The sequence below is a fragment of the Trichocoleus sp. FACHB-591 genome (assembly GCF_014695845.1).
In the GTDB taxonomy this organism is placed as follows: domain Bacteria; phylum Cyanobacteriota; class Cyanobacteriia; order FACHB-46; family FACHB-46; genus Trichocoleus.
In genome coordinates this window covers 1-20,291 of sequence record NZ_JACJPA010000030.1, presented here as the reverse complement: position 1 = coordinate 20,291, position 20,291 = coordinate 1, and the positions used below count along the sequence as shown (strand labels likewise).

At 46.1% G+C, this 20,291-nt stretch carries 12 protein-coding genes; 9 read left to right on the top strand and 3 right to left on the bottom strand.

Annotated features, from left to right (window positions below; genetic code table 11):
* The 3 genes from H6F90_RS04730 to H6F90_RS04720 all read left to right on the top strand — a co-directional run bounded on the left by H6F90_RS04730 (nt 1) and on the right by H6F90_RS04720 (nt 5,285).
* Nucleotides 1-2,841: a CHAT domain-containing protein gene (locus tag H6F90_RS04730; RefSeq protein WP_190550680.1), complete on the top strand. Its 2,841-nt coding sequence runs from the start codon at nt 1-3 to the stop codon at nt 2,839-2,841.
* A 135-nt stretch (nt 2,842-2,976) separates the two neighbouring features.
* Complete coding sequence (locus H6F90_RS04725; protein ID WP_199295728.1) at nt 2,977-3,333, top strand: hypothetical protein; 357 nt, start codon at nt 2,977-2,979, stop codon at nt 3,331-3,333.
* 278 nt (nt 3,334-3,611) lie between these two features.
* Nucleotides 3,612-5,285 (top strand): site-specific integrase, encoded by a 1,674-nt coding sequence (locus H6F90_RS04720; protein ID WP_190550678.1) that lies wholly within the window; start codon nt 3,612-3,614, stop codon nt 5,283-5,285.
* A gap of 326 nt (nt 5,286-5,611) precedes the next feature.
* Here the strand turns inward: H6F90_RS04720 and H6F90_RS04715 are convergent, their stop codons facing one another.
* Together H6F90_RS04715 and H6F90_RS04710 are read right to left on the bottom strand one after the other, a co-directional pair.
* The gene (locus H6F90_RS04715; protein ID WP_190550676.1) at nt 5,612-7,006 is read right to left on the bottom strand and encodes an HlyD family secretion protein; all 1,395 of its coding nucleotides are present in this window, start codon (nt 7,004-7,006) and stop codon (nt 5,612-5,614) included.
* A 37-nt stretch (nt 7,007-7,043) separates the two neighbouring features.
* Nucleotides 7,044-8,483, bottom strand: coding sequence for a hypothetical protein (locus tag H6F90_RS04710; protein WP_199295727.1), 1,440 nt, complete (start codon nt 8,481-8,483; stop codon nt 7,044-7,046).
* Between the two features lie 284 nt (nt 8,484-8,767).
* Between H6F90_RS04710 and H6F90_RS29975 the strand changes: the two genes are divergently transcribed.
* From H6F90_RS29975 to H6F90_RS04685, 5 genes are all read left to right on the top strand, one after another.
* Entirely contained in the window at nt 8,768-14,599 is a 5,832-nt protein-coding gene (locus H6F90_RS29975) for a DUF4114 domain-containing protein (RefSeq protein ID WP_199295726.1), read from the top strand.
* 101 nt (nt 14,600-14,700) lie between these two features.
* Nucleotides 14,701-15,831: a DALR anticodon-binding domain-containing protein gene (locus tag H6F90_RS04700; RefSeq protein ID WP_199295725.1), complete on the top strand. Its 1,131-nt coding sequence runs from the start codon at nt 14,701-14,703 to the stop codon at nt 15,829-15,831.
* A 264-nt stretch (nt 15,832-16,095) separates the two neighbouring features.
* A complete protein-coding gene (locus H6F90_RS04695) occupies nt 16,096-18,429 on the top strand; it encodes a tetratricopeptide repeat protein (RefSeq protein ID WP_190550674.1) in 2,334 nt (777 codons plus the stop codon).
* Between the two features lie 226 nt (nt 18,430-18,655).
* Nucleotides 18,656-18,847 carry a hypothetical protein gene (locus H6F90_RS04690; protein WP_190550672.1) on the top strand — a complete coding sequence of 64 codons (192 nt, stop codon included), beginning with the start codon at nt 18,656-18,658 and terminating at the stop codon, nt 18,845-18,847.
* A gap of 127 nt (nt 18,848-18,974) precedes the next feature.
* Nucleotides 18,975-19,580 carry a ribonuclease III domain-containing protein gene (locus H6F90_RS04685; RefSeq protein ID WP_190550670.1) on the top strand — a complete coding sequence of 202 codons (606 nt, stop codon included), beginning with the start codon at nt 18,975-18,977 and terminating at the stop codon, nt 19,578-19,580.
* Between the two features lie 45 nt (nt 19,581-19,625).
* Here the strand turns inward: H6F90_RS04685 and H6F90_RS31050 are convergent, their stop codons facing one another.
* Nucleotides 19,626-19,757 carry a hypothetical protein gene (locus H6F90_RS31050; RefSeq protein WP_255524963.1) on the bottom strand — a complete coding sequence of 44 codons (132 nt, stop codon included), beginning with the start codon at nt 19,755-19,757 and terminating at the stop codon, nt 19,626-19,628.
* A gap of 75 nt (nt 19,758-19,832) precedes the next feature.
* Between H6F90_RS31050 and H6F90_RS04680 the strand changes: the two genes are divergently transcribed.
* Entirely contained in the window at nt 19,833-20,255 is a 423-nt protein-coding gene (locus H6F90_RS04680; protein WP_190550668.1) for a GIY-YIG nuclease family protein, read from the top strand.
* The last annotated feature ends 36 nt before the right edge of the window (nt 20,256-20,291 follow it).

Sequence of the window (20,291 nt, the reverse complement as noted above, 5' to 3'; positions counted from 1 at the left end):
ATGGATGAACAACGGTTAGAGCAATATGTTTTGCTGATTCAGGAGTTGCTGCGTTGCCCCGGTGGTCAAGAAGGGGCGGTTTTGCAAGCTCATGCAGAATTGGTGGATGCAGGACTGCTACTGGTAATACCGCAAGTAACCCAACAGTTGCAGAAACAGGGAAATGCGGAAGCGGCAGAATGGCTGATTCATTTGGGTCTTCAGCTAGCTGAGGCACTGGAGGGAAGTAGGAACGATATAGAGCAACCATCAGGAGGAAGCTTAGAAAATTCTTTGCGTTTTTTGGCAGAGGTTTTGCAGTTAACTGCTCAAAGTCAAGGGGATGCAAAGCAAGTTTATTCTTTTCTAGCAGCGCATCAGACCCAGCTCAATGAAGAAATGCTTCAAGCGCTACTAATGGCGTTGGAAGTATTTTCACAAGGAGAGGTGGAACGACGACAATTTGTCGCGATGATCATCGGCGAGTTTGGCAATATCATTCAGCAGTTCCCATTAGGTTCCAGGTGGCTAAATCTAGAACTTGCTATTACTGCCTATAAAATTATTTTGAACGTTTTTGAGCGCGGACAAGCACCTAAGTTATGGGCAGTCATTCAGAACAATCTGGCAGCTGCCTACTATTCCCGCATCCGAGGCGATCGCGCTGACAACATCGAGCAAGCCATCACTGCTTACCAACTCGCTTTGCAAGTCAGAACTCGTGAGGCGTTTCCAGATGATTGGGCAATGACCCAGAACAATTTGGCAACTGCCTACTCTGACCGCATCCGAGGCGATCGCGCTGACAACATCGAGCAAGCCATCACTGCTTTCCAACTTGCTTTGCAAGTCAGAACTCGTGAGGCGTTCCCGGAACAGTGGGCAACGACCCAGAACAATTTGGCAACTGCCTACTCTGACCGCATCCGAGGCGATCGCGCTGACAACATCGAGCAAGCCATCACTGCTTTCCAACTCGCTTTACAGGTTAGAATGCCTGAAACGCTGCCAATAGATTGTCTCCAGACTGGCCGAAACTTAGGCAATACAGCTTTTACAGCTAGCCGTTGGCAAGATGCCATCACGGGCTACAGTACTGCAATTGAGGCCGTAGAGCGTCTCCGCAGTTGGGCCGCTGATGAAGATCGTCGTCAGGAAATTCAGGAGCAAGCCATTGAGGTTTACGAGAAAATGGTGCAGGCTTGCGTGAATACAAGGCAATTCGCAAAAGCTGTAGAAGTGGCTGAACGCTCTCGCTCTAAACGACTTGTGGAGCTAATTGCCACCAACGACTTATATCACAGCGGCAATATTCCTCCTGAAATTGCGCCCTATTTACAACAATACGAAGCTGTGCAAGAGGAGATTAATAAACTGCGCTTTGGCAGGAGTCATAACGATGAGAACCGTACTCTAGCTAGCGCCGCTCCTGGCACTCGGGGTCGAGCAGCGCTTGATGCTGCTACTCAACAGATTCAAGAGCTAGAAACTCAGAAACATGCCATCCGTCAGCAGCTCAGCCGATTAGATCCAGTCTCAGCAGGTTTGCTTCAGGTAAGCGCCCCTAACCTAGCAGCGATGGAGCGTTTAGTAGATTCTCCGACCACCACTCTGCTAAGCTTCTACACCACTTCCACCGACACTCATATTTTTGTTCTGCGTCAAGATGAATTAACGTGCCATACCTGCTCTGGCCAGAATGTAGAGACGCTTCAGCAGTGGCTAATTGACCAATGGTTGCGGCCCTATTTAGAAATCAATCAAGCTGATGACCCCGAGGAATGCAACGAGAGACGTAAGAATTGGGCTGAGCAGATGCCAGAGGTGCTACAAGGACTGGCTCAACGATTGCAACTTAACTCCCTGATCGAGACTCATCTGCAAGGTGCAACCGAACTAATCGTGGTGCCCCACCTGTTTCTACACCAAATTCCCTTTGCAGCTTTGCCTACGCCAGAAGGTTTTCTGGGCGATCGGTTTCAACTGCGCGTTGTCCCCAGTTGCCAGGTGCTAGAGTTCTGCCAACAGCGACCACCCATAGCCTTCGATTCCATCCAGCACAGCACGGTAGAAGATGCGACAGAAGATCTACCTTGCTCTAGCTTTGAGGGGGAGGCGATCGCCAAGCTCTACAATATTCCGGCAGCCCAACGCTTACGGGGACGCGACCAAGCCAAGGTAGAAAACTATCGCCAGTTAGCACAACAATCGCAAGTTATCCTCTCTAGCCACCATGCTCAATCTCGGCTGGATAACCCCTTGGAATCAATGCTGGTTCTAGCCGATGGAGCGATCACTCTAGGGCAACTGCTGACACCCGCTTGGCGACTACCCCATCTATCTGATGTTTTCCTCTCTTGCTGTGAGACAGGTATTGGATTCACATCTGCGACTTTTGATGAACCCCTTAGCCTCGCAACTGGTTTTCTCTGTGCTGGAGCGCGCAGTGTCGTCAGTACCCTTTGGGCCGTGGATGACTTAGCAACTGCCTTATTTTCTATCCACTACCATCAACATCGGCGTTCGCTGAACTGTCCAGAAGCTGTGCAACGTGCTCAGCAGGATCTCAGACAAATGACTGGAGCGGATCTGGCCCAGCGTTACAAACAACCCCTACTTACCTTGCTCGACCAGAAATATGAAGCAGCGGAGGCAAAACGCCAACAAGCTGAGGCACAGATGGGCCAGTACAACCCCCAATCAGATGATTACCAAAACCGGAAACGAGATCATGACCTGTGGGCCAGATCTGCTACCCAGATCGAAGACACCCAGACTCGACTGAAGAAGCTATGCCGAACCCAGTTGCCTTTTGCCCATTCCATCTACTGGGCAGCTTTTATAACTCAAGGTTTAAGATAGGCAGTCATCCATCTTTGCAACGCTCGTATCCCGCATCCAGCGGGATTTTTTGTATTCGTCCCCATCAGCAGTTGGCATAAAATTGGCAGCGATCGCTGTTAAGAGAGTAACTAGAAAACAGCGAGTGACCGCAATATGGCTCAGCCGATTCAAGTTTCTCAACCAATTCTCTCTAACTCCTCTGCCGAACCCGCTACTAACCTCAAGAACCAAGTTTTGTCTGAAGCTTTACAACAAACCCGTGAATGCTCCCAACTTGCACATGACAGTTTCCGATTAGCCTTGGTTGTGTCTACTGTCAGCGCTTTCATCATGCTTGTAGGAGTTGGACTTCTGATGGCAAATCACACTTCTGAAGGCACGGTAACAACTGCTGGTGGATTGGTGTCTGGGGTTGGCATTCTGCAACTGAGTAAAGAGGCTAGCGATCGCCGTCAAGAAGCCAATGAGCGGCTCGATAAGCTGACCGAAACTCTAAAAGCAAGCAGTTAAGCACCTTGCTGATCCTAGGCACAAGGCGATCCGGTAGATCGCCCTTTTTTGTAGCAGGCCGAACTAGCTAAACAGGGTCATAGCAAACCCAAATTAGGCGTAGGAAGGTAGGAAAACTTTTTCCTACGCCATCAAAAATCTCAACCTCTAAAAACTTTGCAGGGCAAAACGTATAGCTTTTAAAGTCAATCATCTTAAAAAAACCTTTTGCTTTAATTGTCTCTATGCCAGTTTAGTATTTTTGTACTATACTAGAGCATCGCTTCAACTGATACCTTATGATTCCAACCACCCTTTTAGATGCTTTTCACCTCTACCAGCTTCACATCGCTACGGATAAGCCAAAACATTTTGCTGGGTTGAAAACGGCTCTCAAGCTTTATGTTCTTCCGGGATACAGCATCAGTTATGCCTTTAGAGTAGAGGCAGTGAGTGAAGACTTTGAAGGTTGCCTATCAAGGGTGCCTCTGAAGGAGGTCAACGATGTTGAAAATGCATTTCATGAGCAAACAAAGATAGCTTTGTCGCTTGGAGGCATCACGAAAGGAACTGTTAAAGATTACCGCTCACACCTACTTCGCTTTACTAAATGGATACAAGAACAAAGTTGGTATTTCGACGCCACCAAACCCGACAGTGAAAAATTTACACCTCAGATTAAAACTACTTATTCTCTCAAGGCAATGCGCAAGGGTAGAAGGTGCTATAACCACAATCCCTACGGGCTAAAAGCGACTGAGGTGACCCCTGAGTTAAAAAAACAGCTTGCAGCTCGTCCTTATGAATTAAAGCAGGAACACTTTAGTCCTGAGTTTATAAGTCAACTGTCAGCTGAATCTTTGAAAGCTCTGCCACATTATGGATTTCATTATTTCTGCACGGCCCCAGAAGTAGCCAAGCGGCAAGATAAAGCCATGAGAGAATCAACCTTTGAAATCTATCAAGACTTTAGTCTTTGTTTCTTAGGATGGCTAAAAAATATCAGAGGCTGGAGCTTGAGCGACATCAGCTTGGAGTGGATGAGCAATAAAGAGCTACTAGAGGAGTTTGTAGCTTGGGGCATCAGTGAACGAGAGAATAGCTATAGCTGGGCTTCAAGAGCTGCTGAGTGTGCTGTCAATATTGGTAAGTGGGTGTATCATAAACGCTCCAAAAAGCGAGATTATAGAGATGTCCAGGAGATAGAAGAGCTCAAAGATTACCGAGCAGATATTCAAAAGAAACGTAAATCTGAGCCTTCCCGACTCAACCTTGAAGAAAAGCTGGTTACTTTCGAGGAGTGTGAATCTGTGGTTCAGTATCTCCGTCAATGCTGTGCTCCCAGACGGAGTAAGAAGTCCAAGTACACAGGAAAACTTCAGAAGGGAGAGATGCGATCGCAAACAGCAATTCTCCGATGGTGGCAACGTTATCTCATTATTGCCATCCTGACATATTGTCCTGTGCGACAAAGAGAGATCAGAGAGTTAGAGCTTGGCAGAACCCTATTTAGAGAGACAGAAGGTTACAGAGTCAAACTTGGTCCTGAAGACCATAAGACAGGATCTAAAACTGGCAAGGGGCGAGAATATTGGTTGCCTCAGCACTTAACCTTAGACTTAGATGAGTGGCTCAATGAGTGGCGACCTAAGGCCAATGTTGAACACAATTTTGTCTTCTTCTCGGTCGGCGGCAATGGTAAACCAGACTCTATAGGCAAACCCTTGTCAGGACCTGTGGTAAGTGCAATGGTTGCCACTATTATGTACAAATTCACAGGTAAGCGGCCCTCTCCGCACATCTTTAGGAATATTGCAATCACTTACCAAAGAAAATACGGTAATGCAGAACAGCAAGAGGCATTGGCTGAACTGATGGGACATTCAGTTGAGGTAGCTAACAAGGTTTACGACCAAACTACAGCAATTGAAAAAACTGAAAAGGCAAAGGACTGGTGGAAAAAGTCGAATTGAACAGTGCCTTCTATAAGGGCAAGTTTACCTGAGCTCAATTCCACTTGTACAGTGACAAATTAAATGGCATTGAAACAAATTCATGTCGTAGAGCAAAATCTCCTCTGTTGCTGGATTACAGGGAGAATTTTCTCAGTGAATTAGCATCTGTCCATCAGCATTGCCAAGCTAAGTCTAGCTTGCTTTTTTGACTCAAGCCAGATTTAGCTTGGCTTCTTCAACGACACTAATGTGTTTCCACGTCAAATAAAAAGTCACTATACACTTGCGGCGGAGTAGTTCATTGATCGAGAAGCACTGCGCTACCAAAATTTAAGACAACAAGTTTAGAAAAACTTGCCAATTGGAACCAGTTTGAGGAACTCTCGCTGGAGCTTCTGGTAGATAGGAATTGACTTTGTCTCAATTCGAGCATCACCAGTAACACCGGGTCGCAAGCGATTGTCATCGTTGTCAATTAAGATGCGCACCGTTAACATTCGCTTCTGCCGTGACTCATCTAGTTGCACCACGGGGGCGATCGCCTGCACCGTTGCGGTGTAGTCTCGAATCCCAGCTTCCCGAGGCCGAAACTTCACAAGGGCACCTTTGTGCACTAGATCTGAATCTTCCTGACGAATTTTGACATTGGCAGTCAATTGCTTCAAGTTAACGACTTCTAGGACTGGGTCTCCGGCTTGCAGCTTCTTGGCTCGCAGTCGATCAAGGGACTCTGTAATCACAGTTCCTCCTTGCTTTGCTCGTAGCATTAAGTGTTGCTGCTTATCCTGTTGCCGCTTAAATTCTTCACCTAGCGTCTCTTCTAGACGACGTTGAGTTTGAATGTCTGCTGCTACTGCTGCTACTTCCTGTTGGGCAGACTGGCGGGCTGCTACCTTCCGGCTAACCTCTGCCTGGAGTTGCTCTAACTCTTCCTGCAAGTTCTTTTGGATGGTAGCAATTTGTTCCACTTTTGCTCTAACTTGACTTTCCTTGTTGGCGACTGTACTTTGCAGGGTAGCTTGCTGTCGCTCAGCATCTCTCAACACATTACGAGCAATCGCTCCGTCAGGTACTGCTGCCTGGTAATCGCTAATAGTTGACTCTACTATCTTCAAGTTATCCTTTAACCCGACAATCTCACTCTTAATACCAGTAATCTCATTCTCCAGTTCACGAATCTGAGGAGGAGGAGTGCCTCCTGCCGTCTGAGCGAATTCACGTTGCAGCCGCTCAGTCTGTTGACGACTCGCTGTTTCAGTGACCAATGCCTCATTGAGTCTCGCCTGAGCCATTGGTAGCTGCTGCTCTTTCGCCTCTAGTGTAGACCGAGCCTGTTCTTGAGCAATTTTGGCTTCAGCAATCTCCTGCTCTAATTCATCACTGTTCAAACGAGCTACAGGTTGATTGGGTTCAACCATAGCATCGGCTTGGACCAACAATTCCTGGATGGTCCCAGAGATTTGCATATAGACAAAGTCACGGGCTCCCGCAGTCGATTCTACCTCCACACTGCCTTGCACGTGATTGGGAATTGCGATGAAGCTAATCGCTCCTAAGCCGAGCCCGAGACCACTCATGATTAGCCAGCGTTGATAGGGAGAAGTCCCGCTCTCAGGGGCAACTGGGGGTTCTTTGTCAGGCCTACTAGCCTGGGCTGGGGGGGCAGGATTAGAGTTGGGTCGGTTAGTTGGTGGAACGACTTGTAGATGTAACTGAGGATGCGGGGAGTCGGCGGTCATAAGCTTTGGTAGATATTTTAATTAAAGTGCTAGGGGCTCAGCGGGAAGTAGAAGCTGATTTCGGTGTCAAGCTAGGCCAATAGAAATAAATTGCCCACAAAGTTAAGAGCGTGAGCGCAATAGTAGGAATATTGGTCAGAGTCCAGTCCAGTACTTGATAGAAAATCACACCAAAGACGAGCAGAACATAGGCAAAACTGAAAGGAGCATAAGTAGCAAGAATCCAACAGTCACGAGGCTTCTCCTGCAAAGGGCGTCGCCGAAAGAGATTGGCATAGAATCCAAAAGACCGAGATCTGAGGTTGTTGATTCCGGTCAAGGCAACGGCTAAGTAATAGCCATCAAATCTGGCTAAGGGATTCAGATTAACAGCAACCGTAAAGAGGGCTGCCACCATCAGCAAGTAGCTGGCTGTGTTCAACCAGGTGCCATCGACAGACCAGTTCCAAAGACAAAGTGCGATCGCCGCAATGATAATTTGACACAGTACTCCAGCCGCCACTACCAAAACTCGCTGTGATCGGCTGACTAAAGCATAAGCATCCGTGGTGTTGGTGTAGGCTGCGGGCATGAAAAACATAAACATCAGCCCAATTTCGGGAACAATGCCACCGTAATGCTTGAGCGTAAAAGCATGGCCTAGTTCATGGATCGTCACAACCAGCATTGCCAATAGCCCAAAGGGGAGCAGTACGGTTGCGCCTTGAGTTGCCCAAATCTGTTGTCCTATCTGAAGAATGCCATCCCATTGATCCAAACCGATGATTGCTGAGCAGGCTAAAAAGAAGCTCAATCCTAAGCAAAAGGGGAGAGACCAAACCCAACGCAGTAAGTCGATGTGCTGATTCAACCAAGGGTCAGGATTAAATAAGGAAACCTTAAAGAACAACAACTGCATGGGTGTGAATTTACGTTTGGGCGGCGTTGCTGGGATAGAGCCAACCAACATACCCGTGGCTGCTAGCAGTTGTAATAGATGCTGTAATTGAGAAGGACTAACGGTGTATGTTTGAACGATCTCGGTAGGGGAAAGCTGACCTAACTGATCAATCACAGCTTTATCGCGATCGCTCACTTGAAGATAGGTAACATCTTCAGGGTTCCGTAAAATCCAGTAGCCCTCAGGATGTTCAACCCATTGCACACAGGATTTAAGCTGAGGGCCACTCTTTGTGGAAGTAGTGCTTTCTGATGGCAAGGCCAAGACTTCTAGAGTCATGAGCGTTTGCAACAACTCTGTAACTAGACATGAGACAGCATTATTACCAAACTGTCGTTCACAAAGCGTTTGCACCTGGCTCACCGTAAACTGCCCTGTGAAGAAACGCAACGCATAACCCTCAGTCATGGAGAAGCGCAGTTGTCTCTTAGTATGTAACGCTAACAGGACAACTTGGTTTGAACTAGCAATCTGCCCCAACCGCCAGTAAGGAGTGATGTCAGGGCAAATCCAATTGTTGCAATCATGACTCAGCAATGGAACTCCTAGCAGATGCACCCGTAGGGATATTGGCGTGAGTTTAGACAGTAAGTGGACTTACGGCCAATAGAAATCTTACAGCTTTATTCAAAGTTCACGAACAAACCTTGTTTTTTAAGTAACAAAAGTATTTTAAGTTTTTACGTGTATTCCCTTAGTGTTTTAGCTAGGTTATACCGTAGTGTTATCGAAACTTCATTCTGCACAGCTTCGAATTAACCAGTGCAGTTTGGTTGTGCGATCCCCATTTAACTCTTCATCCATAAATTCAGGTGCTATCTATGAGGCTGTTTAATCGCTCTGCTAAGCGGCGTGCTGCTCAAGGTTTTGCTGCTCCGAACAATGTTCAAAGAGCGCAGACTCAAACTTTTATCCTTGAACCCATCTTGACGCCCAGTGGTTTGGTTGATGGCGGAGATGAGACACCTGACCTTGCTGCCTTAGACGTAGATGTCGCTTACAGCATTGAAAGTGGAATTGTAGATATCAATCTTAATGCAGGAAGCACTGCTCCTTCAGATGCAGAGCTAGCAACAGATGCAGATGGCTTTCAGGAACCGCTCTCAGGTGAGACTAGTTCTGCTCCAAACATGGATGTGGATGGGGAGCTAGATCAAGGGATAGAGGACTTGCCTGATTTTGATATGGGTGATGAAAAGATTGAGCCCATTGCCTTTATCTATCAAGTTGACTTTGAGCCAACCGAATCCCCTATGGCCTCAGAGGAGAGTGTAGAGAGTTTTAATCTCAGTTCAAACTCCCCGTTAGACTCAACAGAATTTGACATAGAAGCTAATGTTGAGACTGAACTGAGCCTTGATGCAGATGAGGCAGCACAAAGCAACATTGATGCTGAAGTTAGCGAGCAAAACATTGATCCCACAACTGTAACGGATGCTGAGCAAACGGCTGAGGAGCTACCAGAGGGTGAAGCAAGCACAGATGTAGAGATTGAGCTGCCCGTTGCAGAAGAAGCAACCCCCAGAGTTAGGTTTGATTCTGGGGTCTTCACAGTCGGCGAGACTGGAGAAGTCGGGATTGATTTCTTGTTCGATGGCGGCAGCTACAAAGGTGAGCTAGCTGTCTTCAGCTTGGATGGGATGGAGCAGTTTGAACCTGGATCTGAAGCGTTTATTCAGGAAGCAGCCCGTCGCGCTTTAAGTGATTCTGAGCTAGGTCATGTGGTCATTCGCGATCGCTTAGAAGCAGCCAAGTTTAGTGGCAGCTTGGGTGAAAGCAATGACTGGAACATGGGTGAGTATCTGGGCATGAAGACGTTTACCATGCGACCAGGTGATGAATTCGGCATCATGCTAGTGCCAAATGGTCAGATCCAAACAGTTTTTGATAATCCAGCTGTTAATGGTGCGAAGCTGCCCTTGTTCTCAATGGCAACTGCTAACCCAGATGATGCTTTTCATGTGGGCCAAGCTGCGGATGTGACAGGCGATGGTAGCACCTTTGTCATGGAAGACCAGCGTGTTGATAAAGGTAGCGACCGCGATTACAACGACCTCATTTTCCGAGTTAATGGTGCAACTGGTAAAGCGGCACTCCTGGATGATGTGATCGCTCCCAACAAAGATTGGCGGCAGTCCGAGCTCGGTCAACAAATTACTTTAAATGCTATCTCTCACGCTGACCCTGGTAAAGAGTTACCAGGCGAGCCCGCTCATCCTGCCCTCCCCGCTCCTGTTGTTCCAGCAACCCCTGTTGACCAAGGAGGCAATGGCTTTTCAGAACCTTCAGGCTCTGAACAAGGCTCGTTGGAACCCAATCCAGGCGGAGCTCTGCCACATACGCCGACTTTAATTGAAGCTTCCAGCACGCAGGATGTTATTGATCAAGTCAGCAACGTTGACTCAACTGATATTTACCGAGTTTCTAGCCAGCAGTTGGTGAATGCTGAAATTTCGGTTCTATCTGGTGATGCATCGGTCAGTTTCCTAACGCCGTCAGGCCAAGTTCTGGGGACTCAAGTATTGGCCCATGGAACCCATTTCTTGGCAGTACCAGAAGGTATTTCAGGAGAGGTGTTAGTCAAGGTGGATAGCCATGCTGGCTCCACGGCAACTTATATCTTGAAAGGTTTCGAGAGTAAGGCACCAGAACCTTTCAACATTAGTGTGGAGTTTGAAGGTGTATCCGTTGGAGATAATACCTCTCCATCTAGTTCTGGAGGATTAACAACCTCGCAACAGGCCGTGATTCAGGCTGCTGTGCGAAGTATCGAGCCTCTGATTGCTCAAGGATTACCCAGTGCGATCGTTGACGGCAAGATAATTGATGACATCAACATTAAGGTTTTTGTTAATAACTTGGATGGAGCGGGTGGAACTCAGGCGCAGACAAAGATTGATTTCATGCGCTATGACACACTACTTCCGGCGCAATCAATTGTGCAATTTGACGCGGCAGATGTGGCGGAATTAGAACGTTCTGGACAGTTGTTCAGCGTAGCACAGCATGAAATCCTACATGCTCTAGGCTTTGGCAATCTTTGGGAAGCTAAGGGTTTGGTTGACTATGCGGGGACTCCACTAGCCCAATACAGCGGTGAGAATGCTGTTGCAGCTTTCAAGGAGCTAGGTGGGGTCACAGATGCCATCTCTCTAGAAACTCAGGGTGCTGGATCGGCAGGACTGCATTGGAATGAAACTTTGTTTCAAGATGAGGTGATGACTTATGACTTAGGTTTCCAGACGGACGCTAATGGTCAAGTCTTTTCGCCTATCGGTGCTGTCACCTTAGCCTCTCTAGTAGATTTGGGCTACCGGGTGAATCTAAATCAGGCCACTCTTGGTTGGGGGCTATTGGGTGGACAGCAACCGAAACCAGGTGATCTTACGCCTGAACAGATTGAGGCATTCAAACAACTAACCGAGACGAACTTTGGTGACCCAAATGAGGAGTTCATCTATTCTCTCATGCCAGAAGTTGACCCGGACAAGGTTGCTCCTGAAATTTGGGCTCACGCAGAGAAGTTCTCCGGAAATGGTCAGTACTACGAATGGGTACCTTACCAAGTCCGGGAGGGCGATAGTTTAAGTCGTCTAGCTCAGCGTTTTATGGGCAATGGTTCCTATCCTTACTACAAGTGGATCGGAGACCATAATGGAATCAAGAATTATGATTATCTTTATTGGGATTCCAATAATCCAAACAACAATTGGATTGAGGTTCCCGCTCATCGTCCCAACTATGAATGGGAGATGGAGCAAGAAAGGTTGCGGCGAGAGGAAGAGTTAAGACAACGGCAGCAAGAAGAAGAGCGGATTCGTCGAGAACAAGAAGAGGCCTTTCAACGAGATCAGGAGCGGATTCGCCAAGAGGAAGAACGCCGTCGCTTAGAGGTAGAAGCAAAGCAGCGGGAGTTGGAAGAACAAGAACGGCGCTTGCGAGAAGAAATGGAGCGTCGTCGCCAGGAAGAAGAACGCCGCCAGGAAGAGGAGCGAATTCGGGAACTAGAGCGGCAGGCAGAAATTGCACGGCAACAAGGTAAGGGCGGTTTGGATTGGTATGTTGCTAAGCCGTTGCCAGAATTTGGACCGATTGATCCCTTTGAGACAAGGTTAACGGGTGAGACGGTAGGAAACCTAGTTCCTGATGACTACTATCGTTTCACCTTGTCCCGCCCAGGCAGAATTGATGCACGGTTAATGCGCCTATTGGCTGACGCGGATCTCGTATTGTATGACGTGCGGAATCGCCCAATCTCTTACTCCATGCGCGAAGGGATTACTGACGAACAAATCCTGGTTGATCTGATTCCAGGAACCTACTTGCTTCGGGTTAACAGTCCGAAGGGAGTAACTACAGATTATGAGCTTGTAGTCAAATTCAAGCATCTACTCTCCCGCTCCGAACAAGGTCCACCTCCGGGCTGGCGCGTGGGTGGAGGTAATGGAGGTAATGGAGGCAGCGGTAATGGTACAACTCGTGGACCACTGTTTGCTGACCCCCGCATTCAGCGTATTTATGACACTGCCCTAAATAACTTTGCTGGACCTGAACGGGCAAAAGCGAATGCTCGAATCAGCAACTTAGAAGCTGAAAAAGACCAGTATGAACAGGATTTACAAAAGCTGCTTGAGCAAATGAATGCTGAGCAACGGCAAAAGATTCATTCTGAGCTTGATGCCGTCCGGGATAGTACACGCAGTTGGGTCGATGATAGAGCTAATCCGATAAAGAATGGTGTTGACAGTACTACTGACTGGATTTTGGGACAAATTGACAGCAAAATACCTAGTCAAGTTTATGAAGCTTGGGGAATTGGAGATAATCTCAGACGGGCTAAAGATGACCTGAAAGGCAAAATCAATGAAGCTAGAAGTTGGTTAAAAAGCAAGATTGATGGTGTTCAAACTTTAGTCAAGGATGCAATTTGGCAATTTATTGAAGCCTTGAAGAATGCCTACAGAACAGGCGCTGAAATCAATGGTGAAATTGAAAGGTTGTCCCAAGAACTAAAAGGCAAAATTGATGCTTTAGTAGGAGGCATTAACAATTGGGTCGGTGAGTTTAAGGGTAAGGTTACTGGATATTTACAGGGACTTCGTCATGTTGGAGTTGATATCCCTCCAGTTAAAGATTTTTGGGGTAGAACCATAATCCCAGGGTTCAAATGGAATTTCTATGATGGTGTTGTTGAACCTTTAGCTAACAGCCTAGCCAATGGGGTAAAAAGCGGTATATCCTCTGTAGCTGATTTTGCTAAAGGAACAGTTAACTATATCAAACCCCGCACTCAAAAGGCGGTTGCGGCTATTGTTGATGCCATTTTTGGTGACAAGACAGGGCATCTCTACAACAAGATTCATGGTGTCGATCAGCAGATTGAGGCAACTCGGACAGGTTTGGAGAAGGCTATTCGTGACCAAGGTAATCTCTACAAGCGTCTTTTGAATGACTTCCTCAATGGTCTAGGTGAAGCCAAAGACTTTGTTTTGGGAGCTATCTTTGGTGGATTTAATGATGAGGCAACACTATTACAAATTTTGTTTGATACTGTATTGCCTTCAATCATAGCTAGAGTTATTGATATCTTTTTCCCAGGTGTGGGTGTCGTTACTGAAATTGGGCTTTCCCTTACTCAAGGAATTCGAGATTTAGTTGCAGAGTTGTTTAAATCTGTGTCTAAGGTCATGCGAGGAGAAGCTCTGGATGGTGAAAATTGGTTGGGATTGATTGCATCGGCTATTGCAACAGCAGTTGCTGCAATTCCTTTAGCTGGTCCTTATCTACGTAGTCTCGTACGTCTGATCGGTAAAGGGAGTAAAGGTGCAAGTTTAATTGCAAAACTTGGAAAAGTACCAATTTTAGGAGATATTATCAGAGCTATTTCAAATTTGGATTGGCCTGCTTTAGGAAAAGCAGGCAGCTCCATCCTTACTCAAATATCTGATATTTCTAGAGGGTTTCTAAATACTCTTTCAGAGGGTATACAGAAATTAGGAACAAACTTTAAGTCTGTTCTTGAACAAATCGGAGTTTCGGGATTACTAGAAAAAGGAAAAAATATTGTTGACAAAATTCCATCTGCTTTACAAAAAATCAGTTCTCAGTCATCGACAAAAGCTGATGAGCTTATTCCTGAACTCAAAGGTGGATTAGCTGGCTTTGTTGATGAGAGCACAAAGCTTAATCGGCCTTGGCGTACGATCGGTGAGAAAGTCGTAGATCCTTCCGTAGTAAAGCAAGTAAGCCCTTTATCTTGCGGCTCAGCCAGTGCAGAAATGCTGTTGAGAGAACGTGGAATTTTCAATATTAGTCAAACTAGAATCGAAGACTTGGCTGGAGCACCAACTGATGCAGAACGTATCGGAAAAGCACTGAATGAACTTACTGGTAGTGGTAGGTGGCGGGGCGGAATGGTATCTGGTTCAGACCTTTCTAAGGATTTAAATGCATTGATAGGTACTGGCAAATCTTGGATGGCTCAGGTGAGGACCAAAATTGGAGAACCTGGAATTGATCATATGGTGATAGTGGATGGAGCTGATTCTATTGGAAACTTGTTTATCCGTGATCCGTGGGACGGCACGAAATACACAATGGGGCGTGAAGAATTTCTAAAATTTTGGTCTACATTAGCTGTTTTTGAAGTCTAACCACGTTTCTATTATTCCTTAATCCCTAAAGTGCAATCGCACTTTAACTATTTTTCCAAAGTGCGATCGCGCTCCCAATCCCATCACTCCCCGAATACTGTATGACCCGATCACGCCAAATTTATTTCAACTCTCTTCCGATTTTTCCAGAGCAACTTACTTCATCAGCCGACCTGCGCTTTACAGTCACCGATACCCTCAGAAGCTTGCTCCGAGAAACTAACTACACGCTGTGTACTCCTAGTCAAGCAGGTTCCGACTCTGCAATCTCTCTCGACGCTCTCAAAACTCATAACAGCGTTTATCAAGCTTCCATGTCACGTCAGTTTGCCGCCAACTTGGCCCTCGGCATCGAACAAGCCACCTTTAAAGATGAACCCGAAGATTGGTTTATCAAAACCGCTGATTTTGGCGACGATTGCGATCGAATTTTGCAACATCGGGATGGTCAGTTTACGCAACTTTTTGAAGATCTCGCTCGCTATCATGCAATTTTCCAAGAGGGCTACGACAAAATTATTCTGTTGCGCCCTCCCACTTATATTGGCTATGACCGTCAACTCACAGCAGCGATGCAATGTCTGGGATATACCAAAGAGCAATTTCAGTTCATCATCGTTCAACCCCTAAAACTCTACGCATTCCATCAGCCCACTCAACGAGTCCACGCCATACCTGACTTAGCTGTTGAGGAACTGCTCAAAGTAGTGAGTATGGATACTTTGAGCTGGTACAGTCTTCGAGTTCCCTTAACAGATGTTGCCCCTATCAACATCAGCACTGCTGGGCAGCCCACTCCAGTTAATAGCCTCTACTGCGTTCAATCCACCTATGCCCGCTGCTCCGTTTTATTAAAACAAGCAGATAAACAAGGCTTTATTCAAGCAAACACAAGCCAAAAAGAGAACTGGCAAACCTCATCAACATATGCATCCATAGCAGAATCTTCTTGGGGTTCTCCTCATGCTGAAAAGTTAGCTAATCAGCTACGGAGTACTTCTACAGTTTTACAACAAGCTGCTGCTGAAATTGCTCCTCATCTAGTCTGTCAACACCTAGAAAGTATCAGTGCTATCTGCCATCAATGGTTAGAAAACATTGAATTGACACAGCAGGGTTGTACGCTATTACTAGCAGCTAAGCAAACTATTTATGAGCTTCTAGAAAATATCCTGGAGATTCAAGCTTTAGAGTCAATACAAATAGATGGGAAAGTGACTAAGGCAGCTTGAAGAGGTGTCATGAGTAGTCTGCAAACCTAGAATTTTCCCTCGAGGTTTGCGAACTCGGACAAGTGGTACCCGGTTAAGTAAAAAGTGCTAACGATCGCTGACACTGATCGCCAAGGGAGAAATGGGAAAAATTGAAGGAGCGATCGCGCTGGCAGAGCCAAACCTACTTTAGTATGTCGAAAATTTCTGATTTTGAATTGAGTACTTAGTAGAGTAGAGCGATCGCAAGCTTTACCCAATTCTTTTACTTACCAGCAATAAGCTATGGACCAATTTGACAGCCAGCAAAATGAGCTAAGTCTAATGCAACTCTTAGCTCACTACGCAGAGTCTCTCAAGATTTTGGCAACTGAGCCAGAGCTGTCCTCTTCCCAAGTTATCAAAGTGTTGCGATCGCGCGATCGAGTTCAAGATGCTCTCTCTCAAGCTTCTCAAATTGAGGATGAGCACCTTGCAAAACTTGTTGAGTTGGATTTAGAACTTAAACAACAGTCAGACAGCATTGGCCATGCTGAACACCTTGACCAACTACGTCAAAGTTTACAGCCGCCAGAATCGGCTTGGTGGTGGTATCTAGAACCATCAACAGAGTCACCCCGCTCAAAGCCTCTCTCAGCCAAGTTCGACTGGCTTTGGAATGTAGGCACAGTGGCTTGTCTGGTGCTTGCTACATCCTTCATAACTCAGACTGCCAAAGCATTTTCAACAGAAGGCTTTGACTTTTTAGGTACATTGAGCACGATTGGCCAGGGTGCAGGTTTAGCCTTTGTTGCAGGTGGAGCACTGACTGACCAAGGACGAAAAGCTGTTTCCCGAAGCTTAAGTAGTGTTAAAGTTCCTCCTTCGCTACATGCAGAAGCAACATTTGCAGCATCGCTAATGTTGCTAGGGACGGCATACAGCATTAACCAGAATTTACACTTAGTTGGGAATTGGTATTTTGCTCAAGGTCAGCAGCACGAGAAACAAGGAGAGTGGTCACAAGCGTTTAAAGCCTACAAACGAGCGCTGAATTTTGCTCCAGATGACTATAAGACTCAAATCGCTGTAGGTTTTTTATATGAAAAGCTAGGCAATTTCGAACAGGCAATCGAGGAATATAAAAATGGAACCGCCTTTGGTATTCCTGAATTCTTAAATGCCCAAGCACGAGTAATGTTGATGAGGGAGTTGCAGAAAAATGGCTGGCAACCCGATATCGATCAGCAAGTACTTCGCGAAGTAAAAGACTTTCTTGCACGTGCTGAACGATCTATTAATGACTTGTCTAGCCTTGAAGCAATTAGGGCGGGGGGAAATAACCCAAGATTAAAAGTGGACATTCAGATTAATCAAGTCATTGCTCAGTTGGCAGGTATCAAAACTACTCAACAACTTGATGAATCTGTTCAAGAGAAATTGCAAAGCCCAATTGTAAAACTTCTTAATCTGGAGCACACTATTAGCCAAAGCAAATCCAAGAAATCATCAGATTTGACAACAGCATCAACGATTGGGGACATTAGAGAAGAGTGCTATCATCAGCAAGGTTATAGACTGGCTGACGAGTTCGATCCTAGCCAGATTTATGGGATTGACTTTGTTTTAGCAAGTTGGGATCTAGTCTATGCCTGTTATCCACTTGCTATGGGCACATCTGTCTCAACGCTGGCTGATAGCACCTTCCTGAGAAGCTATGAAATGCCAGGTCAAGTAAGCTTTAATATTTTTGGTGCATCCCCTGGCGAACGCTCTTTGCTTTCTGGCAATATCTCTGCGTTGATGGATATTCTTTATTATCATGGGTACTTTGAAGACTTTGGCTTTGATCCTCAAAAAAATATAGATAAAGTCACCCTAATCAAAGAGCCCAGGAGATGGCTGGATCTCTCAAGAAAACTGTCTAATCTAATTGAAGGAAACTATACTCCAGCAAGTAGTACTGAATCCACGTCTCAAAGTCAACAAAAGGTTGTCTGGAGATTTATTCTCAGTGGTAGTGGCCAAATCCTTGGCTATTTTGCATATGATCCAGAGTCTCTGTCTATTGGACAAACACAGTCTTTTATAATAGAAGCTCTAGAGAAGAATCCACTTAAACAATTAGGAGCTGAATTGGAAGCTGGCAAACCACTTGAGTTTGCAGATTTCAAGGTTGTTCTTTCGCCGCAAGGAAAAGTTTTACATCTATTACCTTGGTCAGCTGCTTATCCAGCTTGGAACGAAAGATGTAGAGAAAAGTGTAAAAACTTATTTCTGGATTCCCAAGTCATAGCAGCTTTCAAAGGCTACACTCCTGATCTGAACGATACAGCAGAGTTAGGGGCGTTAGGAGCAGCTGTCACCGCCAGGATGAATTTAGTGGGTGTTAGCAGTAAAGGTGGTTGGTCTTATGAGGAGCCGAGTATTTTCAAACTTAGGGTTTCCTCTGATGGGCAAATTGTTAGGTATGAGGCAATGAATACTATTGCTAGTCAGAAATTTGGAAGTGGTTCCCCGTTTATAGAAGACCTGAAATCACTTTCGTTTCCTGAACTACAAAAAGCTCCTTATGCTGACTTTAAGTTGGAGATGAGAGGGATTGGCACTCGATTCACTCCCTGGTCAAGCCCAAAGTAACTTGTTCCTCAGCATTAAAGGCTATTAGTTAAAGTTTGAGCATTATCTACGTTAGCTTGGCAGTATTGTTAGTGAACGCAATTATTCAGCTAGAATCTGCCTCAATCGCGCTACAGGGAATGCACCTGACCAGAAGCCCCAAGCCTCCCACTTATCTTTGTTGTCCAGTTGTCCCACTTTGGGACGTGTAGCGATCGCACCTTCACCCCAGACCTAGGTCAAGAAGATGTCCGAATTCTGGACAACTGACAGCGATAAGCAGCAGTCCCCTGACTTGGTTGCGTTCCCCAATTGGGGAAAAGCTAGAGAGACTGGAGGGGCGATCGCGGTGCAGCCAATTGAAGAAGCTTCTATTGTTGGCTTTGAGGCCATGACAACCGCCGACCGCAACCGTTATGCTGCTAGTCCTTGTATATAGGCAAGCTTTCAAGGCTACCTGTCAATCTTCACAGTCAAACCACTTTACGTGATTGACAAGAACCGTAATTACAAGCTTCAAAGGTGTATTTATTGAGCACGCGCAAAATCCAGTACGTAGCTTAGAGATGAAACCTGAAGACATTGCAGTAGTTGAGCGACGTTTGAACTACACCTTTAACGATAAGAATTTGCTCATTCGCGCACTCACTCGTAAGGCATTTGCACAGGAACAAAGGCAGCAGGGTCGAAATTGCCAGGATCAAGAACTCTACCGAATTCTTGGTGACGCAGTTCTAAAATCAATTTTGGTTGAAATGCTGATTCAACAAGGTTATGACAGCCGCGAATCTATCACTAACAAGAAGATTGAACTTGAAAAACGGGAAAATTTGGGGCGGATGTTTGAAGAGATGGGTATCGCATCATTCATTCGCCTTGGTATAGGAGAAAAAAAGCAAGGGATCTCTAGGCAATCGTCTGTTTTAGGCGAAACCTTTGAGGCGTTGGTTGCGGCAGTTCATATCGATGCTGGAAGCTACGAAAAGACGAAAAGATTCGTCATCGATCTTTTTAGTGAGCCAGTGCTAGACAGCCCCAAGCACCAAGCATCTGACGAAAGTTCGGGTCTTGATGCAATCAGTAAAATTTGGATGCAGAGTAATGTTTGTGATAGCTGCTTTCAGCCTGATGTGTGTTCCACTGTGAGGATGTGCCATTTCGATAACTGGTGATGATTAGTGGAGCCTTACCACTTCGGTTTAGCGGATTGACGGCAATCACTGATGGTGTTGCCAAGATCTTAACGACCGTTGACCAGGAACATTACCTAGCCGAATCATCAAGCCAACATCCGCTGGAGTCGTGCGATCGCGAAAGTAGCCACCAATACCCCTAAGGCTTCCACTCATCCTCATTGAGGTAAACATTGCATCCCAGAACGAGCAGAAGCGATCGCACCGCCACCCCAGACCTAACCCCAGAAGATGTCCGAATTCTGGACAACTGGCAGCGATGAGCAGAAGTTCACTGACTTGGTTGCTTTCCGCAATTGGGGAAACGTTAAATGGCTTTACTACACGGGCAACCTTGATGGAGTTGTGCCTGAACAGCAAAGCAGCATGAAGTTGAATCTTGATTATAAAGAGATGCCGATTTTGCCCTACAGGCAGCGTGGTGATTTGCCGTCTGGGCCTGGGATTTACTATGTGGGTTGTCCTGACTATCCAGTCTTGTATGTGGGTCTAGCACGTAACTTGAGGAACCGACATGTAGCTCATCATCGTCAAGATCAGTTTAGAGAAATGCAACATGCTGAGATTCGCTACAGGATATTAGACGACACTGATATAGACGAGGTCGCGACAGCAGGTTGTCGGGTGCTGATGATGGAAGGAGTGCTTCTCTAGTTACAGATCACGACAGCCACAAGACTCGACGGCTCG

Bases quoted from the DNA above. Each gene is read 5' to 3' on its own strand.
- H6F90_RS04720 (WP_190550678.1), top strand. From the start codon at position 3,612: ATGATTCCAACCACCCTTTTAGATGCTTTTCACCTCTACCAGCTTCAC.
- H6F90_RS04700 (WP_199295725.1), top strand. From the start codon at position 14,701: ATGACCCGATCACGCCAAATTTATTTCAACTCTCTTCCGATTTTTCCA.
- H6F90_RS04725 (WP_199295728.1), top strand. From the start codon at position 2,977: ATGGCTCAGCCGATTCAAGTTTCTCAACCAATTCTCTCTAACTCCTCT.
- H6F90_RS04730 (WP_190550680.1), top strand. From the start codon at position 1: ATGGATGAACAACGGTTAGAGCAATATGTTTTGCTGATTCAGGAGTTG.
- H6F90_RS31050 (WP_255524963.1), bottom strand. From the start codon at position 19,757: ATGAGTGGAAGCCTTAGGGGTATTGGTGGCTACTTTCGCGATCGCACG.
- H6F90_RS04685 (WP_190550670.1), top strand. From the start codon at position 18,975: ATGAAACCTGAAGACATTGCAGTAGTTGAGCGACGTTTGAACTACACC.
- H6F90_RS04680 (WP_190550668.1), top strand. From the start codon at position 19,833: ATGTCCGAATTCTGGACAACTGGCAGCGATGAGCAGAAGTTCACTGAC.
- H6F90_RS04695 (WP_190550674.1), top strand. From the start codon at position 16,096: ATGGACCAATTTGACAGCCAGCAAAATGAGCTAAGTCTAATGCAACTC.
- H6F90_RS04715 (WP_190550676.1), bottom strand. From the start codon at position 7,006: ATGACCGCCGACTCCCCGCATCCTCAGTTACATCTACAAGTCGTTCCA.
- H6F90_RS29975 (WP_199295726.1), top strand. From the start codon at position 8,768: ATGAGGCTGTTTAATCGCTCTGCTAAGCGGCGTGCTGCTCAAGGTTTT.
- H6F90_RS04690 (WP_190550672.1), top strand. From the start codon at position 18,656: ATGTCCGAATTCTGGACAACTGACAGCGATAAGCAGCAGTCCCCTGAC.